General features: G+C 63.9%; 29 protein-coding genes, 5 tRNA genes and 1 riboswitch. Of the genes, 20 read left to right on the forward strand and 14 right to left on the reverse strand.

Annotated elements, in window-relative coordinates; translation table 11 throughout:
• The first annotated feature begins 30 nt into the window (after positions 1-30).
• From kdsB to N5J29_RS09030, 12 genes are all read left to right on the forward strand, one after another.
• Positions 31-804 carry a 3-deoxy-manno-octulosonate cytidylyltransferase gene (kdsB, locus tag N5J29_RS08975; protein WP_111186050.1) on the forward strand — a complete coding sequence of 258 codons (774 nt, stop codon included), beginning with the start codon at positions 31-33 and terminating at the stop codon, positions 802-804.
• Positions 801-1289: a low molecular weight protein-tyrosine-phosphatase gene (locus tag N5J29_RS08980; RefSeq protein WP_065175871.1), complete on the forward strand. Its 489-nt coding sequence runs from the start codon at positions 801-803 to the stop codon at positions 1287-1289. The genes kdsB and N5J29_RS08980 overlap by 4 nt, the downstream gene beginning before the upstream one ends.
• Positions 1286-2698, forward strand: coding sequence for a hypothetical protein (locus N5J29_RS08985; RefSeq protein WP_164152698.1), 1413 nt, complete (start codon positions 1286-1288; stop codon positions 2696-2698). Before N5J29_RS08980 ends, N5J29_RS08985 begins: the two co-directional genes overlap by 4 nt.
• Entirely contained in the window at positions 2695-4539 is a 1845-nt protein-coding gene (uvrC, locus tag N5J29_RS08990; protein WP_053519959.1) for an excinuclease ABC subunit UvrC, read from the forward strand. The genes N5J29_RS08985 and uvrC overlap by 4 nt, the downstream gene beginning before the upstream one ends.
• An 18-nt stretch (positions 4540-4557) precedes the next feature.
• A complete protein-coding gene (gene pgsA, locus N5J29_RS08995) occupies positions 4558-5187 on the forward strand; it encodes a CDP-diacylglycerol--glycerol-3-phosphate 3-phosphatidyltransferase (protein ID WP_053519958.1) in 630 nt (209 codons plus the stop codon).
• A 113-nt stretch (positions 5188-5300) separates the two neighbouring features.
• Positions 5301-5376 (forward strand) — tRNA-Gly (locus N5J29_RS09000).
• Between the two features lie 180 nt (positions 5377-5556).
• A tRNA-Gly gene (locus N5J29_RS09005) sits at positions 5557-5632 on the forward strand.
• 155 nt (positions 5633-5787) lie between these two features.
• A complete protein-coding gene (locus N5J29_RS09010) occupies positions 5788-9099 on the forward strand; it encodes a hypothetical protein (protein WP_164152205.1) in 3312 nt (1103 codons plus the stop codon).
• Positions 9100-9154: 55 nt separating this feature from the next.
• Positions 9155-9230, forward strand: a tRNA-Gly gene (locus N5J29_RS09015).
• A 155-nt stretch (positions 9231-9385) separates the two neighbouring features.
• Positions 9386-9461 (forward strand) — tRNA-Gly (locus tag N5J29_RS09020).
• A 67-nt stretch (positions 9462-9528) separates the two neighbouring features.
• A tRNA-Cys gene (locus N5J29_RS09025) sits at positions 9529-9602 on the forward strand.
• Between the two features lie 189 nt (positions 9603-9791).
• Complete coding sequence (locus N5J29_RS09030; protein ID WP_053520307.1) at positions 9792-10061, forward strand: hypothetical protein; 270 nt, start codon at positions 9792-9794, stop codon at positions 10059-10061.
• Here N5J29_RS09030 and N5J29_RS09035 read toward each other — a convergent pair.
• Positions 10058-11137: an alpha/beta hydrolase gene (locus tag N5J29_RS09035; protein WP_164152207.1), complete on the reverse strand. Its 1080-nt coding sequence runs from the start codon at positions 11135-11137 to the stop codon at positions 10058-10060. The two genes, N5J29_RS09030 and N5J29_RS09035, sit on opposite strands and share 4 nt — an antisense overlap.
• Positions 11138-11210: 73 nt before the next feature.
• Positions 11211-11705, reverse strand: coding sequence for a DUF6265 family protein (locus N5J29_RS09040; protein ID WP_164152209.1), 495 nt, complete (start codon positions 11703-11705; stop codon positions 11211-11213).
• 133 nt (positions 11706-11838) lie between these two features.
• Between N5J29_RS09040 and N5J29_RS09045 the strand changes: the two genes are divergently transcribed.
• Complete coding sequence (locus N5J29_RS09045) at positions 11839-12672, forward strand: AraC family transcriptional regulator (RefSeq protein WP_065175878.1); 834 nt, start codon at positions 11839-11841, stop codon at positions 12670-12672.
• A gap of 4 nt (positions 12673-12676) precedes the next feature.
• On the opposite strand, the gene crcB is transcribed toward N5J29_RS09045, so the two are convergent.
• Together crcB and N5J29_RS09055 are read right to left on the reverse strand one after the other, a co-directional pair.
• Positions 12677-13069 carry a fluoride efflux transporter CrcB gene (gene crcB / locus N5J29_RS09050; RefSeq protein WP_053520303.1) on the reverse strand — a complete coding sequence of 131 codons (393 nt, stop codon included), beginning with the start codon at positions 13067-13069 and terminating at the stop codon, positions 12677-12679.
• Positions 13070-13150: 81 nt separating this feature from the next.
• Positions 13151-13214: riboswitch (Fluoride riboswitch) on the reverse strand.
• 22 nt (positions 13215-13236) lie between these two features.
• Positions 13237-13638 carry a hypothetical protein gene (locus tag N5J29_RS09055; RefSeq protein ID WP_053520302.1) on the reverse strand — a complete coding sequence of 134 codons (402 nt, stop codon included), beginning with the start codon at positions 13636-13638 and terminating at the stop codon, positions 13237-13239.
• A 111-nt stretch (positions 13639-13749) separates the two neighbouring features.
• Between N5J29_RS09055 and N5J29_RS09060 the strand changes: the two genes are divergently transcribed.
• Positions 13750-13959: a hypothetical protein gene (locus tag N5J29_RS09060; protein WP_053520301.1), complete on the forward strand. Its 210-nt coding sequence runs from the start codon at positions 13750-13752 to the stop codon at positions 13957-13959.
• Positions 13960-14308: 349 nt separating this feature from the next.
• Positions 14309-14545: a hypothetical protein gene (locus N5J29_RS09065; RefSeq protein ID WP_019337197.1), complete on the forward strand. Its 237-nt coding sequence runs from the start codon at positions 14309-14311 to the stop codon at positions 14543-14545.
• Between the two features lies 1 nt (position 14546).
• Here the strand turns inward: N5J29_RS09065 and N5J29_RS09070 are convergent, their stop codons facing one another.
• Both N5J29_RS09070 and N5J29_RS09075 read right to left on the reverse strand, forming a co-directional pair.
• Positions 14547-15593, reverse strand: a complete 1047-nt coding sequence (locus N5J29_RS09070; protein ID WP_164152211.1) for a 4Fe-4S dicluster domain-containing protein — start codon at positions 15591-15593, stop codon at positions 14547-14549.
• Positions 15590-15877 carry a hypothetical protein gene (locus tag N5J29_RS09075; RefSeq protein ID WP_053520310.1) on the reverse strand — a complete coding sequence of 96 codons (288 nt, stop codon included), beginning with the start codon at positions 15875-15877 and terminating at the stop codon, positions 15590-15592. The genes N5J29_RS09070 and N5J29_RS09075 overlap by 4 nt, the downstream gene beginning before the upstream one ends.
• A gap of 180 nt (positions 15878-16057) precedes the next feature.
• On the opposite strand from N5J29_RS09075, the gene N5J29_RS09080 reads away from it, so the two are divergent.
• Together N5J29_RS09080 and hemN are read left to right on the forward strand one after the other, a co-directional pair.
• Positions 16058-16498: a group III truncated hemoglobin gene (locus N5J29_RS09080; protein ID WP_164152213.1), complete on the forward strand. Its 441-nt coding sequence runs from the start codon at positions 16058-16060 to the stop codon at positions 16496-16498.
• A 44-nt stretch (positions 16499-16542) separates the two neighbouring features.
• The gene (gene hemN / locus N5J29_RS09085) at positions 16543-17952 is read left to right on the forward strand and encodes an oxygen-independent coproporphyrinogen III oxidase (RefSeq protein WP_164152215.1); all 1410 of its coding nucleotides are present in this window, start codon (positions 16543-16545) and stop codon (positions 17950-17952) included.
• A gap of 418 nt (positions 17953-18370) precedes the next feature.
• Here hemN and N5J29_RS09090 read toward each other — a convergent pair whose 3' ends face one another.
• From N5J29_RS09090 to N5J29_RS09115, 6 genes are all read right to left on the reverse strand, one after another.
• Positions 18371-18703, reverse strand: a complete 333-nt coding sequence (locus N5J29_RS09090) for a hypothetical protein (RefSeq protein ID WP_279924285.1) — start codon at positions 18701-18703, stop codon at positions 18371-18373.
• Positions 18700-18960: a hypothetical protein gene (locus N5J29_RS09095; protein WP_279924286.1), complete on the reverse strand. Its 261-nt coding sequence runs from the start codon at positions 18958-18960 to the stop codon at positions 18700-18702. The genes N5J29_RS09090 and N5J29_RS09095 overlap by 4 nt, the downstream gene beginning before the upstream one ends.
• Complete coding sequence (locus N5J29_RS09100; protein WP_279924287.1) at positions 18957-19208, reverse strand: hypothetical protein; 252 nt, start codon at positions 19206-19208, stop codon at positions 18957-18959. The genes N5J29_RS09095 and N5J29_RS09100 overlap by 4 nt, the downstream gene beginning before the upstream one ends.
• Positions 19201-19584 (reverse strand): hypothetical protein, encoded by a 384-nt coding sequence (locus N5J29_RS09105; protein ID WP_279924288.1) that lies wholly within the window; start codon positions 19582-19584, stop codon positions 19201-19203. The genes N5J29_RS09100 and N5J29_RS09105 overlap by 8 nt, the downstream gene beginning before the upstream one ends.
• Positions 19585-19656: 72 nt before the next feature.
• A complete protein-coding gene (locus N5J29_RS09110) occupies positions 19657-19854 on the reverse strand; it encodes a carbon storage regulator (protein WP_229978716.1) in 198 nt (65 codons plus the stop codon).
• A 243-nt stretch (positions 19855-20097) separates the two neighbouring features.
• Positions 20098-20847 carry a phage antirepressor KilAC domain-containing protein gene (locus N5J29_RS09115; RefSeq protein WP_279924289.1) on the reverse strand — a complete coding sequence of 250 codons (750 nt, stop codon included), beginning with the start codon at positions 20845-20847 and terminating at the stop codon, positions 20098-20100.
• Between the two features lie 307 nt (positions 20848-21154).
• On the opposite strand from N5J29_RS09115, the gene N5J29_RS09120 reads away from it, so the two are divergent.
• The 3 genes from N5J29_RS09120 to N5J29_RS09130 all read left to right on the forward strand — a co-directional run bounded on the left by N5J29_RS09120 (position 21155) and on the right by N5J29_RS09130 (position 22671).
• The gene (locus tag N5J29_RS09120) at positions 21155-21460 is read left to right on the forward strand and encodes an Arc family DNA-binding protein (RefSeq protein WP_279924290.1); all 306 of its coding nucleotides are present in this window, start codon (positions 21155-21157) and stop codon (positions 21458-21460) included.
• A gap of 272 nt (positions 21461-21732) precedes the next feature.
• Positions 21733-22152 (forward strand): helix-turn-helix domain-containing protein, encoded by a 420-nt coding sequence (locus N5J29_RS09125; protein ID WP_279924291.1) that lies wholly within the window; start codon positions 21733-21735, stop codon positions 22150-22152.
• A 12-nt stretch (positions 22153-22164) separates the two neighbouring features.
• Entirely contained in the window at positions 22165-22671 is a 507-nt protein-coding gene (locus tag N5J29_RS09130; RefSeq protein ID WP_279924292.1) for a hypothetical protein, read from the forward strand.
• Positions 22672-22727: 56 nt separating this feature from the next.
• Here N5J29_RS09130 and N5J29_RS09135 read toward each other — a convergent pair whose 3' ends face one another.
• Both N5J29_RS09135 and N5J29_RS09140 read right to left on the reverse strand, forming a co-directional pair.
• Positions 22728-23711 carry a hypothetical protein gene (locus N5J29_RS09135; RefSeq protein WP_279924293.1) on the reverse strand — a complete coding sequence of 328 codons (984 nt, stop codon included), beginning with the start codon at positions 23709-23711 and terminating at the stop codon, positions 22728-22730.
• A complete protein-coding gene (locus N5J29_RS09140; protein ID WP_279924294.1) occupies positions 23699-24418 on the reverse strand; it encodes a helix-turn-helix domain-containing protein in 720 nt (239 codons plus the stop codon). The genes N5J29_RS09135 and N5J29_RS09140 overlap by 13 nt, the downstream gene beginning before the upstream one ends.
• Between the last annotated feature and the right edge of the window lie 648 nt (positions 24419-25066).

Below are 25066 nucleotides of genomic sequence, written 5' to 3' on the forward strand. Positions count from 1 at the left end.
GTTGTAACGAGCCTGCCGAGTACCGCCCGCATGACTGAATTCGTCGTTGCCATCCCCGCCCGCTATGCCGCCTCGCGGCTGCCGGGCAAGCCGCTGCGCTTGCTCGGCGGCGATCCGCTGGTGCTGCATGTGGCGCGCCGTGCGCTGCTGGCTGGCGCGCGCGAGGTATGGGTGGCCACCGACGATCAGCGGATCGCCGACGCACTGGCGGGCCTGGGCGAAGTGAAGGTGGCGATGACCGCCGCATCGCATGCATCCGGCACGGATCGCCTGGCCGAGTGCGCGCGCATCGCCGGCTGGGACGACGACACCGTGGTGGTGAACCTGCAGGGCGATGAGCCGTTCGCGCCGGCGGCCGGCATCCGCGCCGTGGCCGAGGCGCTGGTCGATGGCGCGGCGCCGATGTCGACCCTGGCTACGACGGTCGAGGACGCCGAGACCTTGTTCGATCCGAACGTGGTCAAGCTGGTGCGCAATGTGCGCAACGAGGCGCTGTACTTCAGCCGCGCCCCGATCGCCTGGCACCGGGACGGTTTCGCACGCAGCCGCGAGGCCCTGCCCGAAGGCCACCAGTGGCTTCGTCACATCGGCATCTACGGTTACCGCGCCGGCTTCCTGCAGCAGGTCGCGGCGATGCCGCCGGGCCGGCTGGAGCAGATCGAAGCGCTGGAGCAGCTGCGCGTGCTGGAAGCCGGCTTCCCGATCAGCGTCGCCATCTCGCCTGAAGCGTTTCCGCCTGGCATCGACACCCCGGAGGACCTGGAGCGGGCCGAGGCGGTGCTGCGGGCCATGACCCCGCAATGAAGCTGCTGGTCGTCTGCCTGGGCAACATCTGCCGCTCGCCGATGGCCGAGGGGGCATTGCGCGCGCGCCTGGAGGCATCCCCATTGGCCGGCCGAGTGCAGGTCGATTCGGCCGGCACCGGCGACTGGCACGTGGGCGAGCCGCCGGACCGGCGGGCGATCGCCTGCGCAGCCGGCCATGGCGTTGACATCAGCGGGCTGCGTGCCCGCCAGCTGCGCGCCGATGACTTCCAGCGCTTCGACTGGATTCTCTGCGCCGATGAGGCCAACCTGCGCGATGCCGGACGGTTGGCCACCGCGCAGGAGCGCCAGCGCCTGGCCCTGTACCTGCCATGGTCAGGCGGGCAGGGCGCGGCCGCCATTCCGGATCCGTACACCGGTGGCAGCGATCATTTCGAGCAGGTCTGGACCCTGGTTGACCAAGCGGCAGAACGTGCGGTGGCACGACTGTTGCATGACGTCGACTCCGGCATAATCAGGGCATGAACGCCCAGCCTGTCCCGGACCTGCCCGAGTTCGCCACCTGGCTCAATGCCACCCCCTGCACCCTGGCGGAACTGCGCGGCCGGCCGGTCGCGCTGCTGTTCGTCAACGCTGCCTCTGCCTGGAGCGCACAACGCCTGGCCGAGTTCGGCCAATGGCTGTCGCGCCATCCGGGCAAGCTGCAGCCGCTGGTGCTGCAGGTGCCGCGCTTCGACTTCGAGCGCGACGCCGATGCCGCGTTGAAACTGCTGCGCCGCCAGGGCCTGACCGCCCCGGTACTGCTGGATGCGGATTGGGACGGCTGGCGCCGTTTCGGTGTCACCGCGTGGCCGACCCTGATCCTTCTCGACGCGCAGGGACGCGAGCGGCAGCGGCTGGTCGGGCAGGGCGCTGCCGGCGAGCTCGAGCGCGCGCTGAACGCACTGTGCGAGGGTGCACCCTCGGCCCCGCCGCGCGGTGGCAACGAGCTGCACCCCGAGCCGCGGCATGCGTTGCGCTTTCCGCTGGGCCTGGCGGTCAGCAGCGAGCGCCTGTACATCGCTGACAGCGGCCATCACCGCATTCTCGAATGCAGCCATGGCGGCCGCGTGCTTCGTCAGTTCGGGCTGGGGACCGCGGATTTCATGGATGGCAATCTGGCCGAGGCCGCCTTCCACAGGCCGCAGGCACTGGTGCTCGAGCGCGACGCCCTGTACGTCGCCGACACCGGCAACCACGCCATCCGCCGGATCAACCTGTTGACCGGTCTGGTCGACACTCTGTGCGGCAATGGACGCCCGGGCGCGCCGGTGGAAGGGCCTGTCGCCCAGCCGCGGCAGGTGCCGCTGGATCATCCGGTCGGCCTCGCCATCGCCGACAACCAGCTGCATATCGCCATGGCGGGTGACAACCGGATCTGGAGCTACCACCTCGGCCAGCGCAGCCTGCAATGGCGCGCCGGCAGTGGCGCGATCGACGAGCGTGACGGCAGTGGGCATCTGGCTGCCTTCGCGCAACCCACCGCGCTTGCCGTAGTACAACAGGTCCTGTACGTGGCCGACGCGCTGGGGTCTTCGATCCGCGCGCTGCAGCTGCGTGGGGATCTGGTGCAGACGCTGCTCGGGCAGGGCACATGGCGCTTCGGTGAAGCCGACGGCCCGCGTGCCCACGCCAGCCTGCAGTTCCCGCAGGCGATTGCACTGAGTCCGGGCGCACCGCTGCTGTGGATTGCCGATACCGGCAACGGTCGCCTGCGCACGCTGCGCCTGGGCGGCGGCGAACTGACCACACAACCGCTGCCACGGCGCCTGCATGGCCCGGCCGGCCTGGCCGTGGGCGCGGGCGCGGTGTGGATCGCCGAGACCGACGCGCACGCCGTGCTGCGTTTCGACCCTGACAGTGGTGTACTCAGCGAAGTACCGATCAGCGAATGACCGACGTCCCCGTCCCGGCCTTCGACGGCAAGGCCTTCGCGGCCCAACTCAGTACCGCCCCCGGGGTGTACCGCATGTACGCCGCCGACGACACCCTGCTGTACGTCGGCAAGGCACGCGCGCTTCGCAACCGCGTGGGCAGCTATTTCAATGGCAGCCCGAAGAACGCGCGGATCATGTCGATGATCTCGCAGATCACGCGGATGGATGTGACTGTCACGCGCTCGGAGGCCGAGGCGCTGCTGCTGGAAAACCAGCTGATCAAGTCGCTGGCACCGCGTTACAACGTCTCCCTGCGTGACGACAAGACCTACCCGCACGTGCTGCTGACCCGCGAGGAATGGCCACGCATCGCCCTGCACCGGGGGCCGCGTGCGATCCCCGGCCGCTATTTCGGGCCGTATCCGGGTGTCACCGCGGTGCGCGAGACGCTGAACCTGATGCACAAGCTGTTCAAGCTGCGCAGCTGCGAGGACAGCGTGTTCCGCAACCGCTCACGGCCGTGCCTGCAGTACCAGATCGGCCGCTGCAGTGCCCCCTGCGTCGAGCTGGTACCGGCAGGCGAGTATGCCGAGTCGGTGCGCCGCGCGGCGCTGTTCCTGGAAGGCAAGAGCGATGAGCTGACCCGGGAACTGGGTGAGCAGATGCAGGCTGCCAGTGAAGCACTGGAGTTCGAGCAGGCCGCGCGCCTGCGTGATCTGATTTCGTCGCTGCGCAGCATGCAGACCCGCCAGTACGTCGATGGCCGCGCCGCCGACCTGGACGTGCTGGCCGTGGCCATGCAGGGATCGCAGGCCTGCGTGCTGCTGCTGGCATTCCGCGATGGGCGCAACCTGGGCACCCGCCCGTTCTTCCCCCGCACCAATGGCGAGGACAGCCCGCAGGAAGTGCTGGCGGCGTTCGTCTCCCAGTACTACATCGAGTTCGAGCCACCGCGCGAGATCCTGCTGGATCGCGAGATTCCGGATGCCGATCTGCTGATGGCCGCGCTGTCTGCTTCGGCCGAGCGCAAGGTGCAGCTGAAGTGGAACGTGCGCGGCGAGCGCGCCGGTTATGTAGAGCTGGCCAGCCGCAACGCGCAGCTGACGCTGGCCACCGAGCTCAACAGCCGCAACGCGCAACACGTACGCAGCGAAGCCCTGCGCGAGATGCTGGGCCTGGCCGAGCCGGTCAAGCGCGTGGAGTGCTTCGACATCAGCCACACGCTGGGTGAGGCGACCGTGGCGTCCTGCGTGGTTTTCGATGCGGCCGGTCCGGTGCGTGCCCAATATCGCCGCTACAACATCAGCGGCATCGAGCCGGGCGACGACTATGCCGCCATGCGTCAGGCCATCGACCGCCGCTTCCGCCGTGCCGTGGAAGAGCAGGGCGTACTGCCCGACGTGCTGCTGATCGACGGTGGCGCCGGCCAGCTGGCGCAGGCGCAGGCAGCGCTGGCCGACCTGGGCGTGGAGGGCGTATTGCTGGTGGGCGTGGCGAAGGGCGTGGAGCGCCGCGCCGGTCATGAGGCGCTGGTCATGCCCGACGGCCGCGAGCTGCGCCCCGGTGCCGCCAATCCCGCCCTGCAGTTCATCCAGCAGGTGCGCGATGAGGCGCACCGCTTCGCCATCACCGGTCACCGCGGCCGCCGGCAGAAGGCGCGCATGACCAGCAGGCTGGAAGACATCCCGGGCATCGGCCCGCGTCGTCGTGCCAGCCTGCTGAAGCATTTCGGTGGGCTGGTCGGCCTGAAGGCGGCCGGTGAAGCGGAGATCGCCAAGGTGGAAGGCATCAATGATGCCCTCGCGGCCCGTATCTACGCTAACCTGCACGGGTTGGCCACGCCCGATGCGGCCGATTAGAGAGAGAAGCGCGCAAGCATGAAGTTGACCCTGCCCACCTGGCTGACGCTGTTGCGGATCGTGATGATCCCGGTGCTGGTGCTGGTGTTCTACCTGCCCTACACCTGGACCAACTTCGCTTCGGCGGCGATCTTCGGCTTGGCCGCGATCACCGATTGGCTCGATGGCTGGATCGCCCGCCGCTATCAGCTGGAATCGGCGTTCGGCGCCTTTCTCGACCCGGTGGCGGACAAGTTGATGGTGGCGGTGGCGCTGTTCCTTATCGTGCAGGGGCATCCGACGCCGTGGATGGCGTTCTGGGCCGCCGTCATCGTTGGCCGCGAAATCGCGGTCTCGGCATTGCGCGAATGGATGGCCGAGCTTGGCCAGCGTGCCAAGGTGCGGGTGGCGATGATCGGCAAGGTGAAGACAACCGCGCAGATGGTTGCGCTGCTGTGCCTGCTGTACTCGGTGGCGCCCAGCGTGGCGGTCGAGGACATCTGGATGGGCTGGCCGATCTTCCACATCGGTGACTGGACGCTGGCCATCGCGGCGGTGCTGACGCTGTGGTCCGGCCTGCAGTATCTGCACGCGGCCTGGCCGAGCCTGCGCGAGGACGAGCGTGCCGCACGCGAGCGCTCACGACAGAAGAAGCTGGGCAACGGTTGATCCGCGGCACACGGGATGCCCGTCAGGTTGCGAAGCGCGCTGGTTGCTGGATGCGCGCGGTTGAAAAAAGGCCTTGACGCCCCTTCCAGAATGGGTAGAATTTCGCCTCCCAAGCGGGAATAGCTCAGTTGGTAGAGCGCAACCTTGCCAAGGTTGAGGTCGCGAGTTCGAGTCTCGTTTCCCGCTCCAGATTCTGAAAGAGAGGCCTTTGGCCTCTCTTTTTTTTTATGTCGTGCCGGCCCTGGATTGCCGGGCTTTCCGCTCATCCGAACCTGAACGGAAAACGCGAATCGCCGACGAGATTTCTGTTGACGCATTGCTGCAATCTCGACACAATAGCGCTCCTTCGACGCAGGTCGAACGGAATCTGCGGGAATAGCTCAGTTGGTAGAGCGCAACCTTGCCAAGGTTGAGGTCGCGAGTTCGAGTCTCGTTTCCCGCTCCAGATTCAAGAAAGAACGCTCCCGCAAGGGGGCGTTTTTCGTTTCCGGTCAGGCCGGACCCTCCTGCCCGCCATTGCGGACCGGGCCGAATGGATATCATCCGCTGTAGTCGTCGGGGTGACGCAGGGAGCGGGGCAAGGGCTGGCAGATGGAGGCTGTGCACGAAACGAGGCAGGACGGTGGGCAGACCGCCTACCGGGCGTACCGTGATCGGATGCTGGAGGGTTGCCGGGGACGATCCGCGGGTGCGTTCCACGACGACATCGACGATGAGCGGACGGATGACCGGCCCGAAGCACCGCGCAACCGCATCCGTGGCTTCCGCATCGCAGTGGCCGATGCGCTGCGCGGGCAAGACCCGACTGTGGTCACCGAGGAAGACATGGCGCGCCGTGCGCTGGGCATTCCGGCGGACATCGCGCTGCATCCTGGCAAGGGCCGCGGGTGGCCGCTTCTGGTGCAGGTGTTCATGCCGTTCCCGTGGGTGCTCAGGTACGTGCGACACGCGCTGTCGCGGATCCGGACGTTCGAGGGCCGCCAGTACGTGTACTGCCAGTTCCACGCACGGCTGTTCCTGCATGCGGAAGCACGCATGTACAGCCGCAGCCTGGACATCGCCCTGCGCCGCTTCGAAGCCACGTCGTGGGAAGAACTGCGGGCGCTGCAGCTGCGGGATGCCGGCTGGCTCATCGCTGCCCATCGCCTGGGCCTCCGTCGGCTGACGGACCTCGACCGGTGTGCTGGACGGTCTGAAGCGCCTGGATGGTTTGCGCGGTGGATGGTGGATGAAGGCATCATCCAGCACAAGGAAGAGCTGCAGTGGCTGCAGTCCGCGCACACCGCGCACAGGGCATGGAGCGTCGGCTGGCGGCCGCGGCGAACGCAGCGCGAGCCGGTGCGTTCCGTTGTGCGCCAGCTGATGCTTGCGGGCGTTGCGCGGCCGCACCTGGCGCGCCTTCATGATGTCGACCTGGAAGAATCTGATGCGGCGCGTCTGGCCGCGAATCTGACACTGCTGGCCGGTGCCGGCATTGCGCCGGTGCACGAGGTATTCGATTCTGCACGTTATCTGTTGTGGCGCACGCCGACGAAGACGTGGGCCTGGGTGCTGGGGGCAGCCGGCGCATGCACACCGGCAGATATCCACACGCTGCGCGGCTACCTGGGGTTTCATGCTCCACCCCCTGACTGGATCGCCCATCATCTGATCGCACGTGGTGCAGGCCTTGATGCACTTGCCACTTGCTGTCGGTTGCTGGCCGAGCTGAGCGATGATGCCCCGGCCGAAGATGTGGAGGCCGCCATCGACCTTCTCCTGGCAGCACCTCATTGCCTCGACTTCACGCAGTTGGGCGCCTGCGGCCAGTATCTGCGACGGCCCGACCGGCTGGATCGATTCCTGCAGGTGCTGGTTCGCCATGATCTCGGTGCAGCGGGCCACGTTGTTGCGTTCCAGGCCTGCTATCGCGTCGGTGACGCCGATCGCCTGGACGCGTGGTTGACCCTCATTGCGGGGCGCACAGCGGGCATGGACGTCGATGTGCTGGTCGAATGGGTGGGTCGAATGCTTGCACAGGGGAGCCTGGACGCATTCCAGTACCTGCATTCGGCCATTGCGCCTGCTGATTTTGCAGAGCTGCGGAAGCTGGAAGTGCTGGCGTCCCTCGGTCCGGGACTGCTGCGTTACCTGGTTGAAGACAAAGGCCTGGATTCGGTAAAAGCGCTGCGCGACTGGTACTTCGCTACCCGGGGCCTGCACGGGGCGACCTGGTGGGGCGGCAGCGATCCCGAACTGTGTCGGCTGCTGGCGGATGACGCCTTCCAGCGCCACAACTTCGGCTTCATGATGCAGAACCATCGATGCGTCCTGGAGGTGGTCGAACGACGGGCACACCAGGTGGTTCCGCGCCCGCAGAGAAACGTCGATGCAGATGCCATGGCGCGCTACTACGATGCGCTGGCCACGCGGCGTCGCGAAGAGATGGCGCGCCTCCTGCCGCAGTTGCCCGCGATGCTGGAGGGAACCGGCGGACTTCTGCTCGCATCGGTCCTTCGCGCAGGCGGAACGTCGATGAAAGCACTGCAGGACAGGCTGGCCCGGTTACAGCCCGCGGTCGAGCAGTTGCTGGCCGGGCAGGGAGCAACGTCAGCCGAGCTGGACGAGGTGGATGCGGAGCTCATTTCGATGGTCTACCGCACGTCCGTCGATGTCGTCCGTGGAAGTTGGGCGGCGGCACGCGGATTCCAGTCGCACCTGGATGGATGGAGGCTGGAGCCGTTCCATCCGATGGCCTGGCAACGCTCGATCAGAAAACGCACAGGCGTGCTGGAGCGCAGCAGCTTGCTGGCACTGAAACGCGCCAGCGAACATGCGACGCGGTTCCAGCACGGCCCGGATGAGGGGCCGCGAACGTTCCGTGACCTGCGATCGAAGCGGTTGCTGGATCCCGCGCGGGATCCGTGGTCGGTCTCCGCCCATCTCGGCCTGCTGCTGGCTGCCGCAGGCAATGATCCGGAGATCCTCCAGTGGCGGCGCAGCACCTTCAGCGAGGTCGCCAGTATGCCGGAGGACGGTGCGCAGACCAGCGCGTACCTGGAGCAGCTGGATCGGTTGTTCAACAGCGCATTGCCGGATGCCCTCGACGAACATGCTCAGCGTTTTCTGCATGGCCTCGCTCCCGATGACGCCGGGCAGCTGCTGCAGCGGCTGCTGCCGCCGTCGCCGTCCGCTGACAGCACGGTACCGGTCATGTCACTGGATCAGGCCTTCGCGCAGATGCGCAAGAACGTTCTGGATGTGTGCGTGCGCTGGGTGAAGCGCGAGAAGGGCAGGTATGGCCGCCCGGACCCTTCCGGATCGTGCACGCATCTGCAGGCGACGTTGACCAAGCACCCGGCGGCGTACTTCGCCAAGCATGCCGCCAATCTATGCTCACGCGATCGCGTTGCGATGTGGCAGGAGGCGCGCCACGCCCACCTGGTCGTATTCGATCCGAGGCAGCGACGATTGGCGGGCATGGCCATGGTGAACATCGAGGTCGTGCCGTCCCTGCACGCTTCCGGGAGCTGCCTCATCATCCGCGCGATCAATCCCATGGAAGACATGCTTGCGACGCATTGTCTCCGGTCCATCGTGGAGTCCTTCCTGGACATCGCCATCCAGATCGCAGAACGCAACGACCTGGTTGCGGTACTGATGCCCTGGCACAACGGGGCCCATCTGTTGTCGAACCTTCCCGGGATCGAGAAGTACCTCGAGAAGCAGTACCTGCAGAAGGCCCAGGCGGCATCTGCCGACCGGTCTGGCGAGCTGATGGCCAGCGACGACCTGCGCCGCCGCCCCCGCAAGGTGAAGGCCAGATTCTCGGCATTCGAGCAGGGAATGGAGATCGTCGGAACGCTGTATGCGATCTGGCAGCGGGCCCCGGTGGACCAAGCCACGCGTCGCACGCCATCGGAAGACGGTTGACGGCGTGAAGGAACTTCGACACAATGGCGCTCCTTCGACGCAGGTCGAAGAATCTGCGGGAATAGCTCAGTTGGTAGAGCGCAACCTTGCCAAGGTTGAGGTCGCGAGTTCGAGTCTCGTTTCCCGCTCCAGATTCTACAGGGCCCCGGTTGGGGCCTTGTTTTTCTCCCGCCCTTGGCAAGGCGGGGCCCGTTGAGCCACAAGGCTTTTCGCGCAGTCAGAAAAGTGAAATCAGGTGTGAAATCGCTGGTGTGAGTTCCGGGCTTCCGGTATCATGACAGCCTATGCGGGAATAGCTCAGTTGGTAGAGCGCAACCTTGCCAAGGTTGAGGTCGCGAGTTCGAGTCTCGTTTCCCGCTCCATGTTCCGACAGGCCCCATCGCGGGGTTTTGTCATGTCAGGGGCTCCATTCCTGGCGCGCAGTACGTTGGCCTCATGGCAGAGTGGCTATGCACCGGATTGCAAATCCGTTTACAGCGGTTCGATTCCGCTTGAGGCCTCCAATTGAAAAGCCCTGACTTCGGTCGGGGCTTTTTTTTTGCGCCGTCATCGTGCGCTGCCAAGCGTGCCTGACATCCCAGTCTCAGCCGCCCACGACATGGCAAGGCGGTATGGTCAGTGCACAGGCCTTCGGGCGCGGCAATGGCAGGCAGGGAGACTATGGCGCGTGGCGGACAGGCGGTGGATCGGCAATGAGCAAACCCACAACGGAAGTACGCTGGCTGACATTCCGGCTGATGAACGGACAATCGATCGGACCGGAGCGCCTGCGCGATGGCTGGAGCACCGCTTCGGAAACCCGCCACTGCGGGGTCCGGCGCGAGGCCATCGAGGGGGCAGGTGTGGTCTACGCGCTGTACGGGCCTGCCAACCTGGCATCGCCGCGTCGTGCCGAGATGCGCATGCGTGAGTTCCTGATGAGCAGCGGCTACACCTTCACCATGGGCACGCTGGGCGGCTAGCGCATCGCGGCAGCCTTCAGGGCCGCGACCACCTGTTCTCCGGAGAAGCCACAGTGGCCCGTGCCTGCTGCGGGCAGTACGCGCGGCAACGGCGTCGCACCCGCGTGCGCGGCCAGTTGCGGATAGCGTTCCTGCATGCGCGGTGCGATGGTGGGATCGTCATTGTTGAACTGAATCACCAGCGGCCGCTTCAGCGCGCCGGTCAATCCGAGTGTTTTGCGCACACGCGCCTGTGCTGCGGGAACGGCGGCGATGCGCTGCACCCCTGCATTGAACGCGACGTCATCGCCGAATCCACGATAGACGACGCCGATGTTGCCGACTGGCATGCCGCCGCTGCGCTTGGCCAGTTCGTGCAGGACCAGCGCGTGCAGGCTGATCGTTCCGGGCAGCGCATCGGATGCGACCTGCAGTTGTGCGGCCAGCAGTGCAGCGGAGTGCGGCGCGCGTTGCAGGGCGTTGACGATGCCTTGGTACAGCTCGCCCTGTGGTACCGAAGCGGCTTCGCTGGATGCCAGGCCAGCAGCAGGCAGTCCTTCGGCATGCGGGAAGAAGTAGTCGAACGCGACCACGGTGGTGAGCAGGTCGCCGGCCAGCTGCTCGCCTGACAGGTTGGCGCCGCATAGCGAAACACCACCGGCGTAGTGGGCCGGATGCCGTTCGAGACTGGCCACGGTCACCGCACCGCCCATCGAAAAACCGAGCAGCCAGGTATTGCGCACGCCCTTCAAACCGGCCAGCGTGTGTTGACGCAGGCGCTCCACATCATTGATGGCATCGGCCACCGCCCACCCCTGGCTCGCGTAGGCGCTCTGTGCGACCGCGTAGCCGGCCGCCAGCAGAGGCGCGGTCGCCTCGTTGGCGGCCATCGGCGATTCGCGTGGCGTGCCCACCGGCTCGTAACCGTGCGCCAGCATCACCAGATCGCCGTTCCAGTCCGCAGGGATGTCCAGGCGCCACGGCGCACCCTGCAGCTCGCCACTGAGCATGCGTGGCGGGGCGGGCGGCGCCGCCAGCAGCGGAACGGAAGGCAACGCCAGGGCCAGTGCCAGGGTCAGTCGGAGAAGGGCACGCATCGTGTTCATCCGGGCAGGTGATACGCCGAGCATAGAACCGGCCGCGGTGCCGTGCCCGCTGCAATGCGTCAGGTCAGGGGGGCATCACCGGCCCGCCGCAGGCGACGCGGTGCATCGGAAAATCCATGGCCTGTGCCGGATCGTCCTGTGCGATCTCGATACGTGCGTGCAGGCGCTGCCCAGTGATGCGGCGATAGGTGATCCGTTGCGGGAAATCATTGGCCGGATTCTCGAAGACGACCTCGTCGGCCTCCACCCGGACGGCACTGAAATCAGTAGCGTTGCGGCCGGAGGGCAGCGCGGTGAACACCAGCCGCCCATCGTCGTGCTGGCGCAGCTGCATGAACTCGAAACCCACGGTGCGCCCGTCGCGCAGGCTGCGGCTGCTGCCGAACATCGTTCCGCCGGCCACGGTGGACCACTGCTCACCGGCTCCAGGTGGCTGCCCGTCCAGCTGCCAGCAGCCGGAGAGCCAGCCGAGCTGTTCAATGTCTGCGGTTGCAGCGGCCTGCGCATGGGTGGCGAAAAGCAGCAGAGGCAACACGGCGCGGGCGATCCGGTTCGACATCGTGGGCTCCATGCGCGGGACGGTGGCCCCTGTATAGCGCCGCGCAGCGCCGGCGGCCAGCGCCGCACACAATGACGCCGAATTCGATACGATCTGCAGGTTCCTCCCCCTTCTGCTTGCCCTGGAGTCCGACATGGTGGATCGCCTGGCCGTCCTGCTTGAGCGTTTCGCGGTCACTGCGTCGGTCTTCCACGCCGGTGCACTGTGCGGCATCAACAGCCTGGAAGGGGAGGACGAAGCCGGCCAGCTGCATCTGGTACGGCGTGGACCGGTGCAGGTCAGCCATGGACAACAGACCGTGCAGGTCGAGGTGCCCAGCCTGCTGCTGTACCCGAGGCCGATGCCCCACCGTTTCCAGACCGACCCGCACCTCGGTGCCGACATGGCCTGCGCCAACCTGCATTTCGAAGGCGGCCGGCTCAATCCGATCAGTGCCGCATTGCCTGATTTCATCTGCCTGCCACTGGCGGACCTGCACGGCAGCGATGCGGTGCTGGAAATGCTGTTCGAGGAGGCGTTCGAGCAGCGTTGTGGCCGTGCGGCAATGGTCAATCGTCTGTTCGAGGTGGTGATGATCCAGGTGCTGCGGCAGCTGATGGAAGGCGGTGAGATGCGCGGCGGTCTGTTTGCTGGCCTCGGTCATCCGCGCCTGCGTCTGGCATTGGTCGCGATGCACGAGGCGCCGTCGCAGGCATGGACGCTGGAAGACCTCGCCGACGTCGCAGGAATGTCGCGCAGCGTATTCGCGGCGAGCTTCCGTGAGGCGATGGGCACCACCCCCGGCCAGTACCTGCAGGGCTGGCGCGTAGGCCTGGCGCAGCAGGCCCTGCGGCAGGGCCGACCGCTGAAGCGGATTGCCGACGAGGTGGGCTACGGCAGTGAAGCGGCGCTTTCGCGTGCGTTCAAGGCGCACACCGGGCAATCGCCCCGGCAGTGGCGGGGGCAGGTGCGGACCTCGGCAGCCTGAGCGTTCAGCCCAGCGCCAGGCGGGCCAGCTTCATGCCCACGAACAGGCCGGCCAGTCCCAGTGCGATCGATCCCCCTGCATACAGCGCGGCCAGTCCGTGCTGCCCCCGTTGCAGCAGCAGGCCGATCTCCAGCGAATAGGTGGAGAAGGTGGTGTAGCCCCCCAGGATGCCCGTGGTCAGCAGCAGCCGCAGCTGCGGCGATGCGCCGTTGCGCAGGGCGAAGGCCTCGACGACCGCCCCCATCAGCAGGGCGCCGCTGATGTTGACCAGGAAGGTGGACCAGGGCCATGGACTGCCGACGGCGAACCGCGTGCCGATCAGGTTGCAGGCATGGCGCAGGCAGGCGCCGGCGCCGCCTCCCAGGAAGACCAGGACGTAATTGTTCAGTGCTTGCATGGCGGGCCTCGAGTACGTGTTCGCAGATGCGGAGGCGAACGCGATGGCGGGCACGGCCTGCCATCGACGAACGCCCGGTTCGTCACAGCAGGAGCCATCAGCCATGCCTGGCGGTTATCGGGGGAGCCCCATCCCCATCGGTCCCCATGCTACCAGCGCCGACCCGGTCAGGGCAGGGAGGTCATCACCACGCGCGCCACCCTGCTGCGGCTGACGCCATCCATCAACAGTTCAAATGCCAGCAGATCCAGTGCCGCGTGGCGCCGGTGGTCGATCTCCAGGCCCTTCTCGGCGACCAGCACGCTCACCAGTTCATAGGCATCCTGCCAGACATCCAGGTGCGCTTCGCTGGGCATGTAATAGCTGGTGCGTTCGCCGACGCCCCGCCCATGGATGCCGTACAGCAGTTCGCGTGCATCCAGCTTGGCTGCGTCGGCGATCCGGAACAGCTGTTCGGCCTTCACATGTGAGGGGCTGACGTGGTCGTTGAGCCAGTTGCTGATGGTCGCCGTCGTTGAAGCGGCGGCGCGGGCCAGATCGGCCGGGCGTGGGTGCCCGGCTTTCTTCATGGCAATGGCGAGTCGTTGGCCGAGAGTATTCATCTATGCAAGCCAGCTTAACGCGTGGAAGCGAAAGAATCCTTGCCGCAAGAATAAGTCTGGTTAACGACAGGACCGACCATGACCGATTTCTGGAGCAAACGGCAGGTGCGCACGCGCCTGGGATTCCAGACCGACGCCGAGCTGGCGCAGTTCTTTGGCATAACGCGATCAGCCGTGTCGCAATGGCCCCAGGAAGCGCCCATTCCTCCATTGCGACAGTTCATCCTCCACCAGCGCCATCCCGATCTGTTCCCTTGGGCTGAGGCCTCTGAAGACGAATCAAGCTAGGTTGCGTCTGCAAATGTCGTATTTAGCACGCTTTGCGGTATGTGTTAAGCATGCTTATCAATATAGGGAAAATTGATCGAAACCCGCGTTGCGATTGATCGCGCCACGAAGCTGCCCTGGCGACGGACGCACCACGGCGTCGGGATCGGCCCCTTCTTTTGCCTGTGCCGATCACAGACCGTTATGTGAACGATTAATAATTTCAATCGAAAAAGTCGCCGCATGTAATTGACCTGTCGTGAAATCTGTGGCTAATTGAGGTCAACCGGTCGTGAAGCCCGGGAGTCTTTCAGCACGCAAGTGAGTCGGTAGACCGTCAACGATGCAGGACAAGTCCAACGGAGGTCGTATGGAATACGGCATGCATGGCTTGGCTGAACGGGTACGCCGCGAACTGGAAGCCAGCTATCACAAACACGGATGCGGCCCTGCCTTCTGGGACACGTACCAGCAGGTGCTGGACCGCTTGGTCCCGCAGGGGACCGAGCGCACGGAAGTGACCAATGAAATGGCGCTGATCATCGAGCAGCTCGGAATCGTACGGCGTGCCCAGCTGGTGCCTCCGCACGCCAACGGGTCGCGCTGATTCAGAGCAGGTGCCAGGCGCCAGCGCTCAGCAGCACCAGCAGCAACGATGCCAGGACCACGGTTCGCGGTCGCCACCCGCGCCGCGGCTGCCCTGCCATCGTCTGCGGGCTGCAGTAGCGGATCAGTCCCGGGCCGAAACCGGCCCGGGACTGTTGCTGCTCGCAGGCATCCAGGCAGGCGCCGCACGCCAGGCAGTCGGCCTGCGGGCCCTGGCGGATGTCGAGCTGCATCGGGCAGGCGTGGAGACAGGCCGCGCAATCGGTGCAGTCGCCGAGGCGGTCGGCGCTGAAGGTGGGCATGGGGCCGGCCAGCCATGGGTGCGCGGCGCGGAACACGTAGTCCTGCGCGGAGGTCGGATCGAGCAGGCCGCGACCGCGGCCGATCACGCCGCCAAGGCCAGCGGGCCGGGGCCCGCGGGGTTCGCCGCGGCGCGCGTCATACAGCATCCGGGGGGTCTGGGGGTCGACCAGCAACGGCTGCGCGCGCGCGAAGGGGCACAGCGAACGGCAGACCTGCTCCCGCAGGAAACCGGCGTTGCCCCATGTGGCTGCCGCGTAGAACAGCACCCAGAAGGTTTCCCAGCCACTCCAGCCGCCCTGGACACTGGCGGTGACGAGGCCGGTGATCGGGCTGAACAATCCCACGAAGGTGATGCCGGTCCATAGCGACAGCAGTAACCATGCGGCCTGCGTGGCAGGACGCGCCAGGGCGCGTGGCAGGCGTTGGGCAAGAAAGCTGTCGATCAGGCTGAAGACGTAGCTCCACACCGTCTGCGGGCAGGCATGGCCACACCAGATGCGGCCGGCGAGGTGGGTCAACAGCGCCAGTGCCATCGCCAGCGCCAGCAGCAGGCCCAGCAGCAGGCCAACGTCGTCGGGCCACAGGGTCCAGCCGAACAGGTCGAAGCGACGTGCGTCCAGGTCCAGCAGCAGCGCCTGGCGGCCGTCCCAGCGCAACCAGGGCAGCCCAAGGAAGCCAACCAGCACACCGAGCCGCAGTGCGCCACGCCATCGCCACGGTGGGGAAGGGGGCCTTAGTGCGTTCATCCCAGAGGCAGCTCATCATCTGCGTCTGCCGGCATCGGCCGCAGCAGATATCCGGTGATCGCGCTGGACAGCGCCGTCACCGCCCAGAACATGAAGAAGCCGACCGTGTAGCCGAGTTCGCGACTGATCGCCGTGCCCGGAAAACTGATGGCCTGAAGGCGCAACGGGTCGACGAAAGCGAAGAACACCACGCTGGCCAGCCCGGCGGCGATGAAACTGGGCCAGAGGATCGCGCCCCAATGCTGGATCAGGCGCTGACGCGGGGACGAAGTGGGTGTATTCATGCGGTCGCGGGTCGGGAAGGGGGCGGCGCGTATACTCCGCCATGGCTGGCGCAGCATCCGCAGGGCATGTTTCCTGCAGGCATGTCAGCCTAGGCGCGCCCACGCGCGCCGACATTGATCTGGATCAACGGCGGTGCCGGCCGGTTGGCGCACCCTGCCGGCAATCGCCTGGTGCCTCTGATGAACGCTACGCCATCACTCGTCCCTCCTGTCGCCTCGCCCGCGCTGTGTACCGAAGAGGACGTGACCCGTCTGGTCCACGACTTCTATGCACGCGTGCGTGAGGAGGAGCGTCTGGGCCCCGTGTTCGACGCACATGTGCACGATTGGCCCGGGCATCTGGCGCAACTGGTGGATTTCTGGTCCGCGATGCTCAGGGGAACGCGTCGCTTCAAGGGATCGCCCATGTCCAAGCACATGGCCATCGCCCTGGACAAGGACCTGTTCGACCGCTGGCTCGCGCTGTTCCGGCGCACCACCGCCGAATGCGGCAATCCACCGATGCAGGCGTTGGCCGATGATGTGGCCGCGCGCATTGCGGAAACGTTCTGGCGCCGGTACCAGATGCTGCGCTGGCCGCAGCTGGCGCTGCCGGTGCTGGGCGTTCCTGCGCGGGATTGATCTGGGTCAAGGCGGCACTGACTGTCCGGCGCGATGCTGGCGGCATGGACACGTTCTCTCCCGCTGCCGGCGGCCTGGCCTGGACCTTCGACCCCGATCTGCTGCGCCGGCATGACCGGCCCGGACCGCGCTACACCTCGTATCCGACCGCTCCGCACTTCCACGATGGTTTCGGCGCGCCCGCACTGCGCCAGGCGATCGCGGACAGCGACCTGCTGGCGCGCGCGCTGTCGCTGTACGTGCATGTCCCGTTCTGCTCCAGCCCGTGCTTCTACTGCGGCTGCAACCGGGTGATCACCCGTGATCGAAGCCGTGGCCACAGCTACGTCTCACGGGTCCTGGCCGAGGCCGATCTGCTGGCGCCGCAGTTCCAGAAAGGCCGTGAGGTGATCCAGCTGCACCTGGGGGGCGGAACGCCGAATTTCCTGGACGCCGAGGCAATGACCACGCTGATCGACGGCCTTCGCCGGCGTTTCGACTTCAGCTGCTCGGCCGAGCGCGATTTCTCGATCGAGCTTGATCCACGCTTCATCGAAACGCGTGACGTGGCGATGCTGGCACGGCTGGGCTTCAATCGCGCCAGCCTGGGCGTGCAGGACTTCGATCCCTCGGTCCAGGCGTCGATCAACCGTGTGCAGGGTGTGCAGCAGACCTTGGACATCCTGCATGCCTGTCGTGACAGCGGCATGCGATCGGTCAACGTGGATCTCATCTACGGGCTGCCGGGACAAAGCCAGGAAGGATTCGGCCGCACTCTCGAGCAGGTGCTTGCACTGCGACCGGACCGACTGGCGGTGTATGGCTACGCGCACCTTCCGCATCTGTTCCGCGCGCAGCGGCAGATAGACGAGCGCGCGCTGCCCTCGCCGGAGGACAAGCTTGCGCTGCTGGGACTTGCCGTGCAGCAGCTGTCCGCAGCGGGCTACCAGTACATCGGCATGGATCATTTCGCGCTGCCGGAAGAGGATCTTTCGCGCGCCCAGCGCGCTGGCCAGCTGCATCGCAACTTCATGGGCTACACCACCCATGCCGATACCGACCTGCTGGGCCTCGGCGTCAGCGCGATCAGTCATATCGGTGCGACCTACAGCCAGAACCCACGCGACCTGCCGTCCTGGGAGAGTGCGGTCGATCAGGGCCAGCTGCCGGTCTGGCGTGGCGTGGCGCTCAGCGCCGACGATCAGCTGCGCGCAGACCTGATCCAGCAGCTGATGTGCCAGGGAGAGGTCGATGGACGCGCGCTCGGCGATCGCCACGGCATCGTGTTCGACGACTACTTCGCCGAGGACCTGTGCGCCGTGCAACGGCTTCAGGACGATGGCCTGGTCGAGTATCGCGATGGCGTGGTCCGTGCCAGCGAACGCGGCCGGCCGCTTCTGCGCCTGCTGGCGATGTGCTTCGATCCCCATCTGCGTGCAGCGCACGAGCAGCCGCGCTATTCGCGCGCGATCTGAGCGGTCGGGAGGTTCACGCCACTGCGTGTCGCATTCTGCCCGAAAGCCCTGGTGCCCGGAGCCGGAATCAGAACCCCTTGTGCTGCAAGGGGTTCGGGGGATTCTGGGGAAAATCTGGGCAGTCCTGCAGTTTCGGGGGCCAACGTGCCGGGAACGGCGGTCTAGCCGCCGCTCCTCCTCTCGTCATCGGCCCAACGTAGGACCTCCGACCGCTTCCACTTCTTCTCGTTTCCGATCTGAAGTGGGGCAGGGAAGCTGGGACGGCAGGCAAGCCTTTCGAGGAAGCCGCGCCGGTTGGGCTTCCCGTCCGGCGTCGTGAGCCCCAAGAGGACGGCACAGGAGTCCGCGCTGAGCCAGCGTTCGCCCTCGATCATCGCGGCCAGGACCGTGATGGTCGGGTCAGGAGCAGGCGATTCGATCACGGCGCCTCCTCAGCCGAATCCAAGATGGTCGGAGCCGCGGTAGGCTTGCGCAGGTGCGACGCGTACTCCAGCCACAGGAGTGCCCCGGCCATCTCTTGGATGGTCTGCTCGAAGGAGTCTCCAGGTGCCACCGAACGGGCGACCTCCGGCCATTCCTGCCCCATCATCTGTGCCGATGCACGGGCTTGGTTGATCTTGGCCCCGTCGGCAGCGGCAAAGATCCCGAACGTGATTGCACGTCGGATGTCCCTGACTGCTTTGGCGGAGATCTGGTAGTCGGGCTCGGCCTCCAGGTGGGCCAAATCGACCAAGTCATCGAAGATGCTCATGCTTCGGCTCCTGCGGCTCGATACAGGCCGGTCGCAATATCGAGAAGGAAGTCCATCGTTACGACCTCGTCGTATCCGAACGAGACGTCCTTGCCATCGGCATCTCGCATGCCTTGCCACAGCAGGGCTTGCACGTGATCGGTGAGAAGTCTGGCTTTGCTCAGTGCTACGTCCAGGTCCTGTCCGGATACCACCATAAGCGGCGATCCGGGGATTTCGATTTCCTTGGTCTTTTCCGGCGTGGCCGCATTGCTCATAGGGCACCTCCGGCGTAACGCAGCGCCCTGCACATTTCGAGAAGGTCAGCGAAGACGAACAAGTCGTCATCGGTGATCCGGTCGCTGTCCATGTTGCTCAACTGCCGATGGACATAGTCGAAGTAGATGTTGGCCTTCAGGTCACTGTGCATTGTGTCGATCCCGGCGCAGACCTTGAGTAGCGGGGCATTTTCCTGCACTGGGATCAGGCTGAACGGCTCTTCTTTGGTGAGGGGAGTGTCAGACACGGGCGGCCTCCTTCAGCGGCTGGCGGCACACGTCCCGCTCGTTGTCACGCACATAAGTAAGCAGGTCCTCCGACTCGGAGAGGAGGCTTTCCAGGCCCAGCATGAGGCAGTCCACGACATGCTCAGTGAGGGGGACATACAGCACGCGCTCGTCCTCCTCGCAGGTATCTCGCAGATCCTGCTTGGATGTGAAGTCGCGTCGGATGACGTCCAGGATGGCAATGGCCGCCTTCGTGTTCTGGTCGATCCGGACCAAGCGGTTGGTCAGGCAGTCGGAAAGAGGGTTGCCCCTCCACATCGAGCTCAGGTAGTGCTCGCCGTTTGCGAGCCTGCTTGCATCAGCGGCTGGGGAGGGGGGTACACTGTGGTTCGCCATAGTGGCTTCCTTGATCTTCGCGGAGATGGGTACGACTAGGCAGACGGCTCGAGCGTTGGCGCGCTCGGGCCGTCACTGTTTTGGGGCGGAGATTTCCAGACTGCGAGGTGCCCTGATTGCAATGCGGGCCTTTCCTTCGCGCGCTGCGAGGACTACCAAGTGGATGTTGTCCCCGATATGGATCTCGCCTTCTTCGAACTGCTTGATGACGCGGCAGCCGGCCAGCGGGTGATCGCTGCTGTGGGCCGGTGTAGGGCTTTCCTTACTCATCTTTCAGGTTTCCTTGGTTCAGGGACGTGTGTGAAAATGCAAAAGTCGGGGTATGTGCGTCGTTCGTTGTAGCGACGCAAAGAACGACGTTTGGGGTGTGGGCGGCTGCGATCTCAATCATTCGTAGTGGAATAAGCACTGCTGCTGCACTGCCTAGAGTCATCCAGGCCGCACGAAGAAGCGTAGAGGACGATCGACTTGGCGGCGTGTCGTAACTGCCGCTCTGACAAGGGGGGTTAGGATTCATGCCGCCGCCTTGGCGAGTTCTGCGCCTATTCGAGCGATGCCTTTAGGCGTGATCCTGGCCTGCTCAACGATCTTGTCGCTCCCGTCTTCGCGCTGGACAGTCGTAACCTTGTGGCACATGACCCCTTGCTGGATCCGGTCCTGATAGGCCAGCCAGCCGTTGTGGCCCGGGCGCTGGTATATCCACCCGTGAGCCACTAGCCACCGCCGAAGATCCAGGGGACGCACCTGCAGAGCTTTGGCCGCATCTCGCATGCACAGTGAGCCATCAGCCGCAGCAATCCGATGTAGGGTGGCCACTTGCGGAGCCTGCTCTGCGACTGTCTGCTCCAGGCTGATCACTTTCTCGGTGTAGGTCAGGAGCAGGCTGCGCATCGCAGTCGCATCACCCAGCACTGAAATCGGGTCGATGGCAGTCTTGGCTCTCCGCTCGCATTCCAAGAAGTACTGTCGAGCCTGCTTACCCTTCTCGTTTCGCTCGACCATTGACAGTTCTTTTGCCATCTCAATGGTTAGCAAGTACTCCTTTGAGCGTCGGTCTCCTCCACGCGCTTGGTTCCCCTTTTTGGGGGGATCAAAAACAACATAGTCCTGCCCTTCAACGAAGTCGTATTGCTCGATCCTTGCCTTGACCCAAGTGGAGAAGTCTTTACCCACTTGCAGGAATTTGTGGAGCGCTCGAGCAGGGCAGACCCGCACTCTCGCCGCGTTGATGGAGTGCTCGCTGATGGGAATAAGTTCGTTCATTAAACAGTTTCCTCATGTAGTGTGATTTCCATAGGGAGGCTTCTAACTGCTGGCACCTCCGCCATTTTTCTGCAGTTCAAGGCGTGCTTTTCTCTCCCGAATGGCCACCACGACCTCACTAGTGAGGCTTCGACAATTTCGTTCCATCTCCGCTCTGAGCCACTGCCTCAATTCGATCGGGACACGAATGTTGATTTGCTCGCTCCTGGCAACAGCTGGAGGCGAGCTGGGGTTAAAGCATGTTGCTTGGTCCAAGCATACTGCTTGGTTATCCCCTGTCAAGCACTTTGCTATGTATGCTCTAGTCATGGCTACGAATGACCCTCAAGTGAACTTCCGTCTACCTGCCGAACTTCGAGATCGTTTGAAGGCGGCTGCTGACGACAAAGGCCGGACTCTCACGGCCGAAATCGTGTATCGCCTGCAAGAAAGCTTTTCCCACCCGCAAGGGCTAGTTGGACGTGAGCTGGTCTCAGATGTGCTCACGCATCTACTAGATAGCGGCATCATTGAGTTCACCGAGGGGGGGAGTGGCTTGATGGCCAACCTCAAGGGGCGCCTGCAAAACGGGCCTGGCTACCAGAAGCCAGCTGCCCCAAAGAAGAAGGCTTAGCCCACGCTCTAAGGCGTCGGGCATTGACGTGGGCGCTCTTCTGACCGCCTCGCGGCTTCTAGCATTTGGGTCGCTACATAGTTCAGCGAACGGCTTTGATCCCTGGCGATAAGTTCAAGCCAAGTCCGCAGTTCCATTGGGATGTTCAGCACCAGCTGTCTCTTCACGGCTTAGCGATCCTTGTTGCGTTTCGTTGAGTTGAGTCTCGTTGAGCTTTTGGCCGGTGTCAAGCTTTTTTTTGAGTTTTGTTGAGATTGCCCTATGCTTGTGCCATGACTACTAGTGGCATCAAGCCGGGCTTTCCCGAACGTCTCAGAGAAGCGCGTGAGCGCGGAGGGCTCACGCTGCGCGAGTTGGGTGAGTTGGTTGGCATCAACTACAGCCAGATATCTCGCTACGAACAGGGCATAGCGTTGCCGCGTCCTGGAGTGCTTGTTCGATTGGCTGAGGCGCTCGCGATGCCGCTCGAGCATCTGCGAGACGGCGAAGAGGTCCGAATCATTGAACTCGTCGCTGGGGACGAAGATGTAGCATTCGCGAGAGTTGGCTTAAGCTCACAAGAGTTCAAGGAATTCCAGCGAGCTGCTGAGCACGCTGGCCTCACTCTGGAAGAGGCGGTCACCGAGGTGATCCGTCTGGGCATAGCGGCGCAGAAGTCTGTAGAGCAAGACCCCTCAGATGACCACCAATAAGAGCGGAGACTGATGAACGAGCTGAACCATGGATGGCGCACGCGGCTTGACCGCCAAGCTCAGAAGAGAGTGCTTGAGCGCTTGGCTGAGGATTACCCACAGGACGTTGTGGCTTACGTTCTGTATGAGCACATCGAGATCCAAGATCTCGATCTCAACGTTGCGTATCTGGCCGATCATGGCCTGATCGAGGCAGAGTACACAGGCCCTAGGGAGATGGGGAACTCATTAACCCGAGCACGGCTAACGCACAAAGGCTTGGATTTCTTAGCTGAAGATGGCGGACTGGGCGCGATTTTGGGTGTGATGACCGTCAAGCTCCACGAGGACACGCTGAAAGCGATCATCGAATCCAAGGTGCTCGCCTCGGACCTTCCCGAACCCGAGAAGAAGCGTTTCTTGGACCACCTGCGCGAATTGCCAGGCGAAGCAACGAAGCACTTGGTGCTGAAGCTGCTGGACGCCGGAATGGACAACTGGCACCGTGCGTTGCCGTTGTTGCAGGGGGCGCTCGGCTAGTCACGAGTGGGCCGAGTGGCACTGAGAAAAAAGGCCCCGCTTGGCGGGGCCTTCCTCTAATCAGCGGGGGACAATGCCGCTATTGCAAGCTGAGTAAACGAGGGGGGCAGAGATCGCTGTTTAACCTTTGTATCTAAGTACCTGCCGAATTTCCCTTTTCCAACGTAATCGTCCTCAATCCATCTCCTGAACTCCCCAAGCGCGTCATTGGGGTAGCACCAGGCATCTTGAGGGTTCGAGTCCGCCTGGGGGAAATACTCTGGGAAGTTGTGGCCGTACCTCCGGCGCTCTCCGAATCTTTCATCTCCGCCGATGGACGTCCAGTGTGTAGACCAATGCTTGCCTACGCTCCCATCAGGTACGAAAGTTGGATCAATGTGAAGGCCCGCCTGGCCCAATGCGACGATGATGTCTGCGATTTCTTTGAACACTCCGAAGTACCCCTTCGGCGTCGCACTGTAGGTCAACGAAACTCGATCGTGGAAGATCTTCCATACATCCGGAACCAACGCATTTGGGTCGTACCCTACTTGTGCGTAGATGAAGTCACGAAGCGCTTGGCCCGCAAGTTCTCGGAAGTTCGTCTGAGCTTGCTGCTTGATATTTGAGCCGGCATCAAACGCGTAGTACTCAAGCACTGCGAGGCACACAGCATCCGAGTACGCAAAGAAGGTTCCGCCGCGCTGAGTAATTGCAACGTATGCGGTTTCACGCTCAATGCCACGCTTCCGAAGGATGGCCTTGATCGCCGTGACACGAGGCTTCTGGACGTTCTCGATCCACTCATCAGATATGTCTTGAATGGCACGGTGGGTAACGCCGCACAGGCTCGCCAGTCCGCGACCCGTTAGGAACGGAGTTCCGTCCGACAGAACTCCCATACCAACGCCATCTATCTCGATCTGCTTCGAGATCCCCAAGCTCAATTGGCCCTGTCTAGGGTCGGCGACCTTTGGGGGGAAATGAGCTGTTAACTCGTTGTTCTTGCTTCCTTTATTCATGGCGATCTTGTCCCTCCCTGTTCTGTTCAATCGGACCATCCGCCGATCCAGCAGGCCTTGCCAATGACCCTGATTGGCTCATCTTCTGAATCGGCTTTGCGTGGCTTTCGCCAAGCGTGGCCATGCTCAACACTCTCGCTACTGAAGAATACCGTGTCGTCGAGCACTAAGGCTCGCCGGACGCAGTACTCCACCTTATCGGCGCAGCACAGTTGAACTAAATAGAGATTCCCATGAACGACTTCTGCTTCTGAGAGATCCAGTAGGACGGAATCCCCGTCGGCGATGACCGGCTCCATCGATCGACCCCGGGCGTAGAAGACCGCAAGGGGCCGGGTAAGGAGTCCCTTACGTCGCAGTACGGACTTGCGGAACTTCATTGCGTTCGCCTGTGCGTACTCCTCGGCCTCGGAGCCGTCAGTCAGACCCGCAGATTGAGGCAGCGCCAATACTTCTAGGTACTCCTCGGCAGGGGCGGAGGGAGCATTGAGCTGCTGCTCTGGCAGGTCCGACCGGATGTCGGTCTCCACGATTCCCAAGGCATCGGTGAAGGCCCGAAGCGTCCGGTAGTTCATCGGGATACGCCCATTGAGATACTGGCTTATAGCCCCTTGGGTGATACCGAGCTCTTGCGCCAGCTTGTCTTGGGTAAGGCCTCTCCGTCTGGCTCTTTCGGACCAGATAGCCTTGAGCTTCGCCGCTGCGGTTAGGTCCTGGGCGCTTGGTTTGGCTTTGCGGGTGTTCATATCAACAACGCTAATGTAAAAAAATCCAAAAAACAAGGAGTGGCACTATTGCTTCCATTGAGTAGTGCCCCTATTATTTGCCTATGGACATCGTCACCTACCGACAAAGTACGGGGCTGAGCCAGGAGGCCTTTGCAAGGCTGCTGGCCGCAGCCGGTTCGCCTGCGACCCAGGCTCTGATTTCGATGTGGGAGAAGGGGACGGTTGTTGTCCCTCCCAAGCGTTGGCGGCCGATCGAGCTGGTGACGGAAGGGGCGGTAACCCGGCAGGACCTCCGTCCTGATCTTTACCCGCCGAGCAGCGCGACTGAAGGGCCGCGCGACTAAGGGCTTCAACGCACCGCGTGGGAAACGAGCCGGCAGGAGGCCGCTCGAACGGGCATGGAGCAGGCGTACATCAATCGCGAGGTAGTGGCCGCGGTGGTGTCTGGCGCGATCAGCGGATGCCCTTGTGGCGTCCATCGTCCAGATACGACGAAGCCCCCGCTGTCGGGCAGACATGCGCGGAGGCTTCGTTCAGAGCGAGGCCACTATGCCACACGCAACCTCTCGGGAAAACCCGAAATCCGGTCCGCGCTACATCAGCGCGGTCATAAACGATGCCGTTGAGAGGAACAAGGAGCGCCAGGCGAGGCCATTGGTCCGCCTG

It is taken from the genome of Stenotrophomonas sp. GD03680 (assembly GCF_029844625.1).
In the GTDB taxonomy this organism is placed as follows: domain Bacteria; phylum Pseudomonadota; class Gammaproteobacteria; order Xanthomonadales; family Xanthomonadaceae; genus Stenotrophomonas; species Stenotrophomonas maltophilia_P.

Excerpts from the sequence above, each read along its gene's own strand:
- kdsB (WP_111186050.1), top strand. The coding sequence starts at position 31 with ATGACTGAATTCGTCGTTGCCATCCCCGCCCGCTATGCCGCCTCGCGG.
- N5J29_RS08980 (WP_065175871.1), top strand. The coding sequence starts at position 801 with ATGAAGCTGCTGGTCGTCTGCCTGGGCAACATCTGCCGCTCGCCGATG.
- N5J29_RS08985 (WP_164152698.1), top strand. The coding sequence starts at position 1,286 with ATGAACGCCCAGCCTGTCCCGGACCTGCCCGAGTTCGCCACCTGGCTC.
- uvrC (WP_053519959.1), top strand. The coding sequence starts at position 2,695 with ATGACCGACGTCCCCGTCCCGGCCTTCGACGGCAAGGCCTTCGCGGCC.
- pgsA (WP_053519958.1), top strand. The coding sequence starts at position 4,558 with ATGAAGTTGACCCTGCCCACCTGGCTGACGCTGTTGCGGATCGTGATG.
- N5J29_RS09030 (WP_053520307.1), top strand. The coding sequence starts at position 9,792 with ATGAGCAAACCCACAACGGAAGTACGCTGGCTGACATTCCGGCTGATG.
- N5J29_RS09035 (WP_164152207.1), bottom strand. The coding sequence starts at position 11,137 with ATGCGTGCCCTTCTCCGACTGACCCTGGCACTGGCCCTGGCGTTGCCT.
- N5J29_RS09040 (WP_164152209.1), bottom strand. The coding sequence starts at position 11,705 with ATGTCGAACCGGATCGCCCGCGCCGTGTTGCCTCTGCTGCTTTTCGCC.
- N5J29_RS09045 (WP_065175878.1), top strand. The coding sequence starts at position 11,839 with ATGGTGGATCGCCTGGCCGTCCTGCTTGAGCGTTTCGCGGTCACTGCG.
- crcB (WP_053520303.1), bottom strand. The coding sequence starts at position 13,069 with ATGCAAGCACTGAACAATTACGTCCTGGTCTTCCTGGGAGGCGGCGCC.
- N5J29_RS09055 (WP_053520302.1), bottom strand. The coding sequence starts at position 13,638 with ATGAAGAAAGCCGGGCACCCACGCCCGGCCGATCTGGCCCGCGCCGCC.
- N5J29_RS09060 (WP_053520301.1), top strand. The coding sequence starts at position 13,750 with ATGACCGATTTCTGGAGCAAACGGCAGGTGCGCACGCGCCTGGGATTC.
- N5J29_RS09065 (WP_019337197.1), top strand. The coding sequence starts at position 14,309 with ATGGAATACGGCATGCATGGCTTGGCTGAACGGGTACGCCGCGAACTG.
- N5J29_RS09070 (WP_164152211.1), bottom strand. The coding sequence starts at position 15,593 with ATGAACGCACTAAGGCCCCCTTCCCCACCGTGGCGATGGCGTGGCGCA.
- N5J29_RS09075 (WP_053520310.1), bottom strand. The coding sequence starts at position 15,877 with ATGAATACACCCACTTCGTCCCCGCGTCAGCGCCTGATCCAGCATTGG.
- N5J29_RS09080 (WP_164152213.1), top strand. The coding sequence starts at position 16,058 with ATGAACGCTACGCCATCACTCGTCCCTCCTGTCGCCTCGCCCGCGCTG.
- hemN (WP_164152215.1), top strand. The coding sequence starts at position 16,543 with ATGGACACGTTCTCTCCCGCTGCCGGCGGCCTGGCCTGGACCTTCGAC.
- N5J29_RS09090 (WP_279924285.1), bottom strand. The coding sequence starts at position 18,703 with ATGAGCATCTTCGATGACTTGGTCGATTTGGCCCACCTGGAGGCCGAG.
- N5J29_RS09095 (WP_279924286.1), bottom strand. The coding sequence starts at position 18,960 with ATGAGCAATGCGGCCACGCCGGAAAAGACCAAGGAAATCGAAATCCCC.
- N5J29_RS09105 (WP_279924288.1), bottom strand. The coding sequence starts at position 19,584 with ATGGCGAACCACAGTGTACCCCCCTCCCCAGCCGCTGATGCAAGCAGG.
- N5J29_RS09110 (WP_229978716.1), bottom strand. The coding sequence starts at position 19,854 with ATGAGTAAGGAAAGCCCTACACCGGCCCACAGCAGCGATCACCCGCTG.
- N5J29_RS09115 (WP_279924289.1), bottom strand. The coding sequence starts at position 20,847 with ATGAACGAACTTATTCCCATCAGCGAGCACTCCATCAACGCGGCGAGA.
- N5J29_RS09120 (WP_279924290.1), top strand. The coding sequence starts at position 21,155 with ATGGCTACGAATGACCCTCAAGTGAACTTCCGTCTACCTGCCGAACTT.
- N5J29_RS09125 (WP_279924291.1), top strand. The coding sequence starts at position 21,733 with ATGACTACTAGTGGCATCAAGCCGGGCTTTCCCGAACGTCTCAGAGAA.
- N5J29_RS09130 (WP_279924292.1), top strand. The coding sequence starts at position 22,165 with ATGAACGAGCTGAACCATGGATGGCGCACGCGGCTTGACCGCCAAGCT.
- N5J29_RS09135 (WP_279924293.1), bottom strand. The coding sequence starts at position 23,711 with ATGGTCCGATTGAACAGAACAGGGAGGGACAAGATCGCCATGAATAAA.
- N5J29_RS09140 (WP_279924294.1), bottom strand. The coding sequence starts at position 24,418 with ATGAACACCCGCAAAGCCAAACCAAGCGCCCAGGACCTAACCGCAGCG.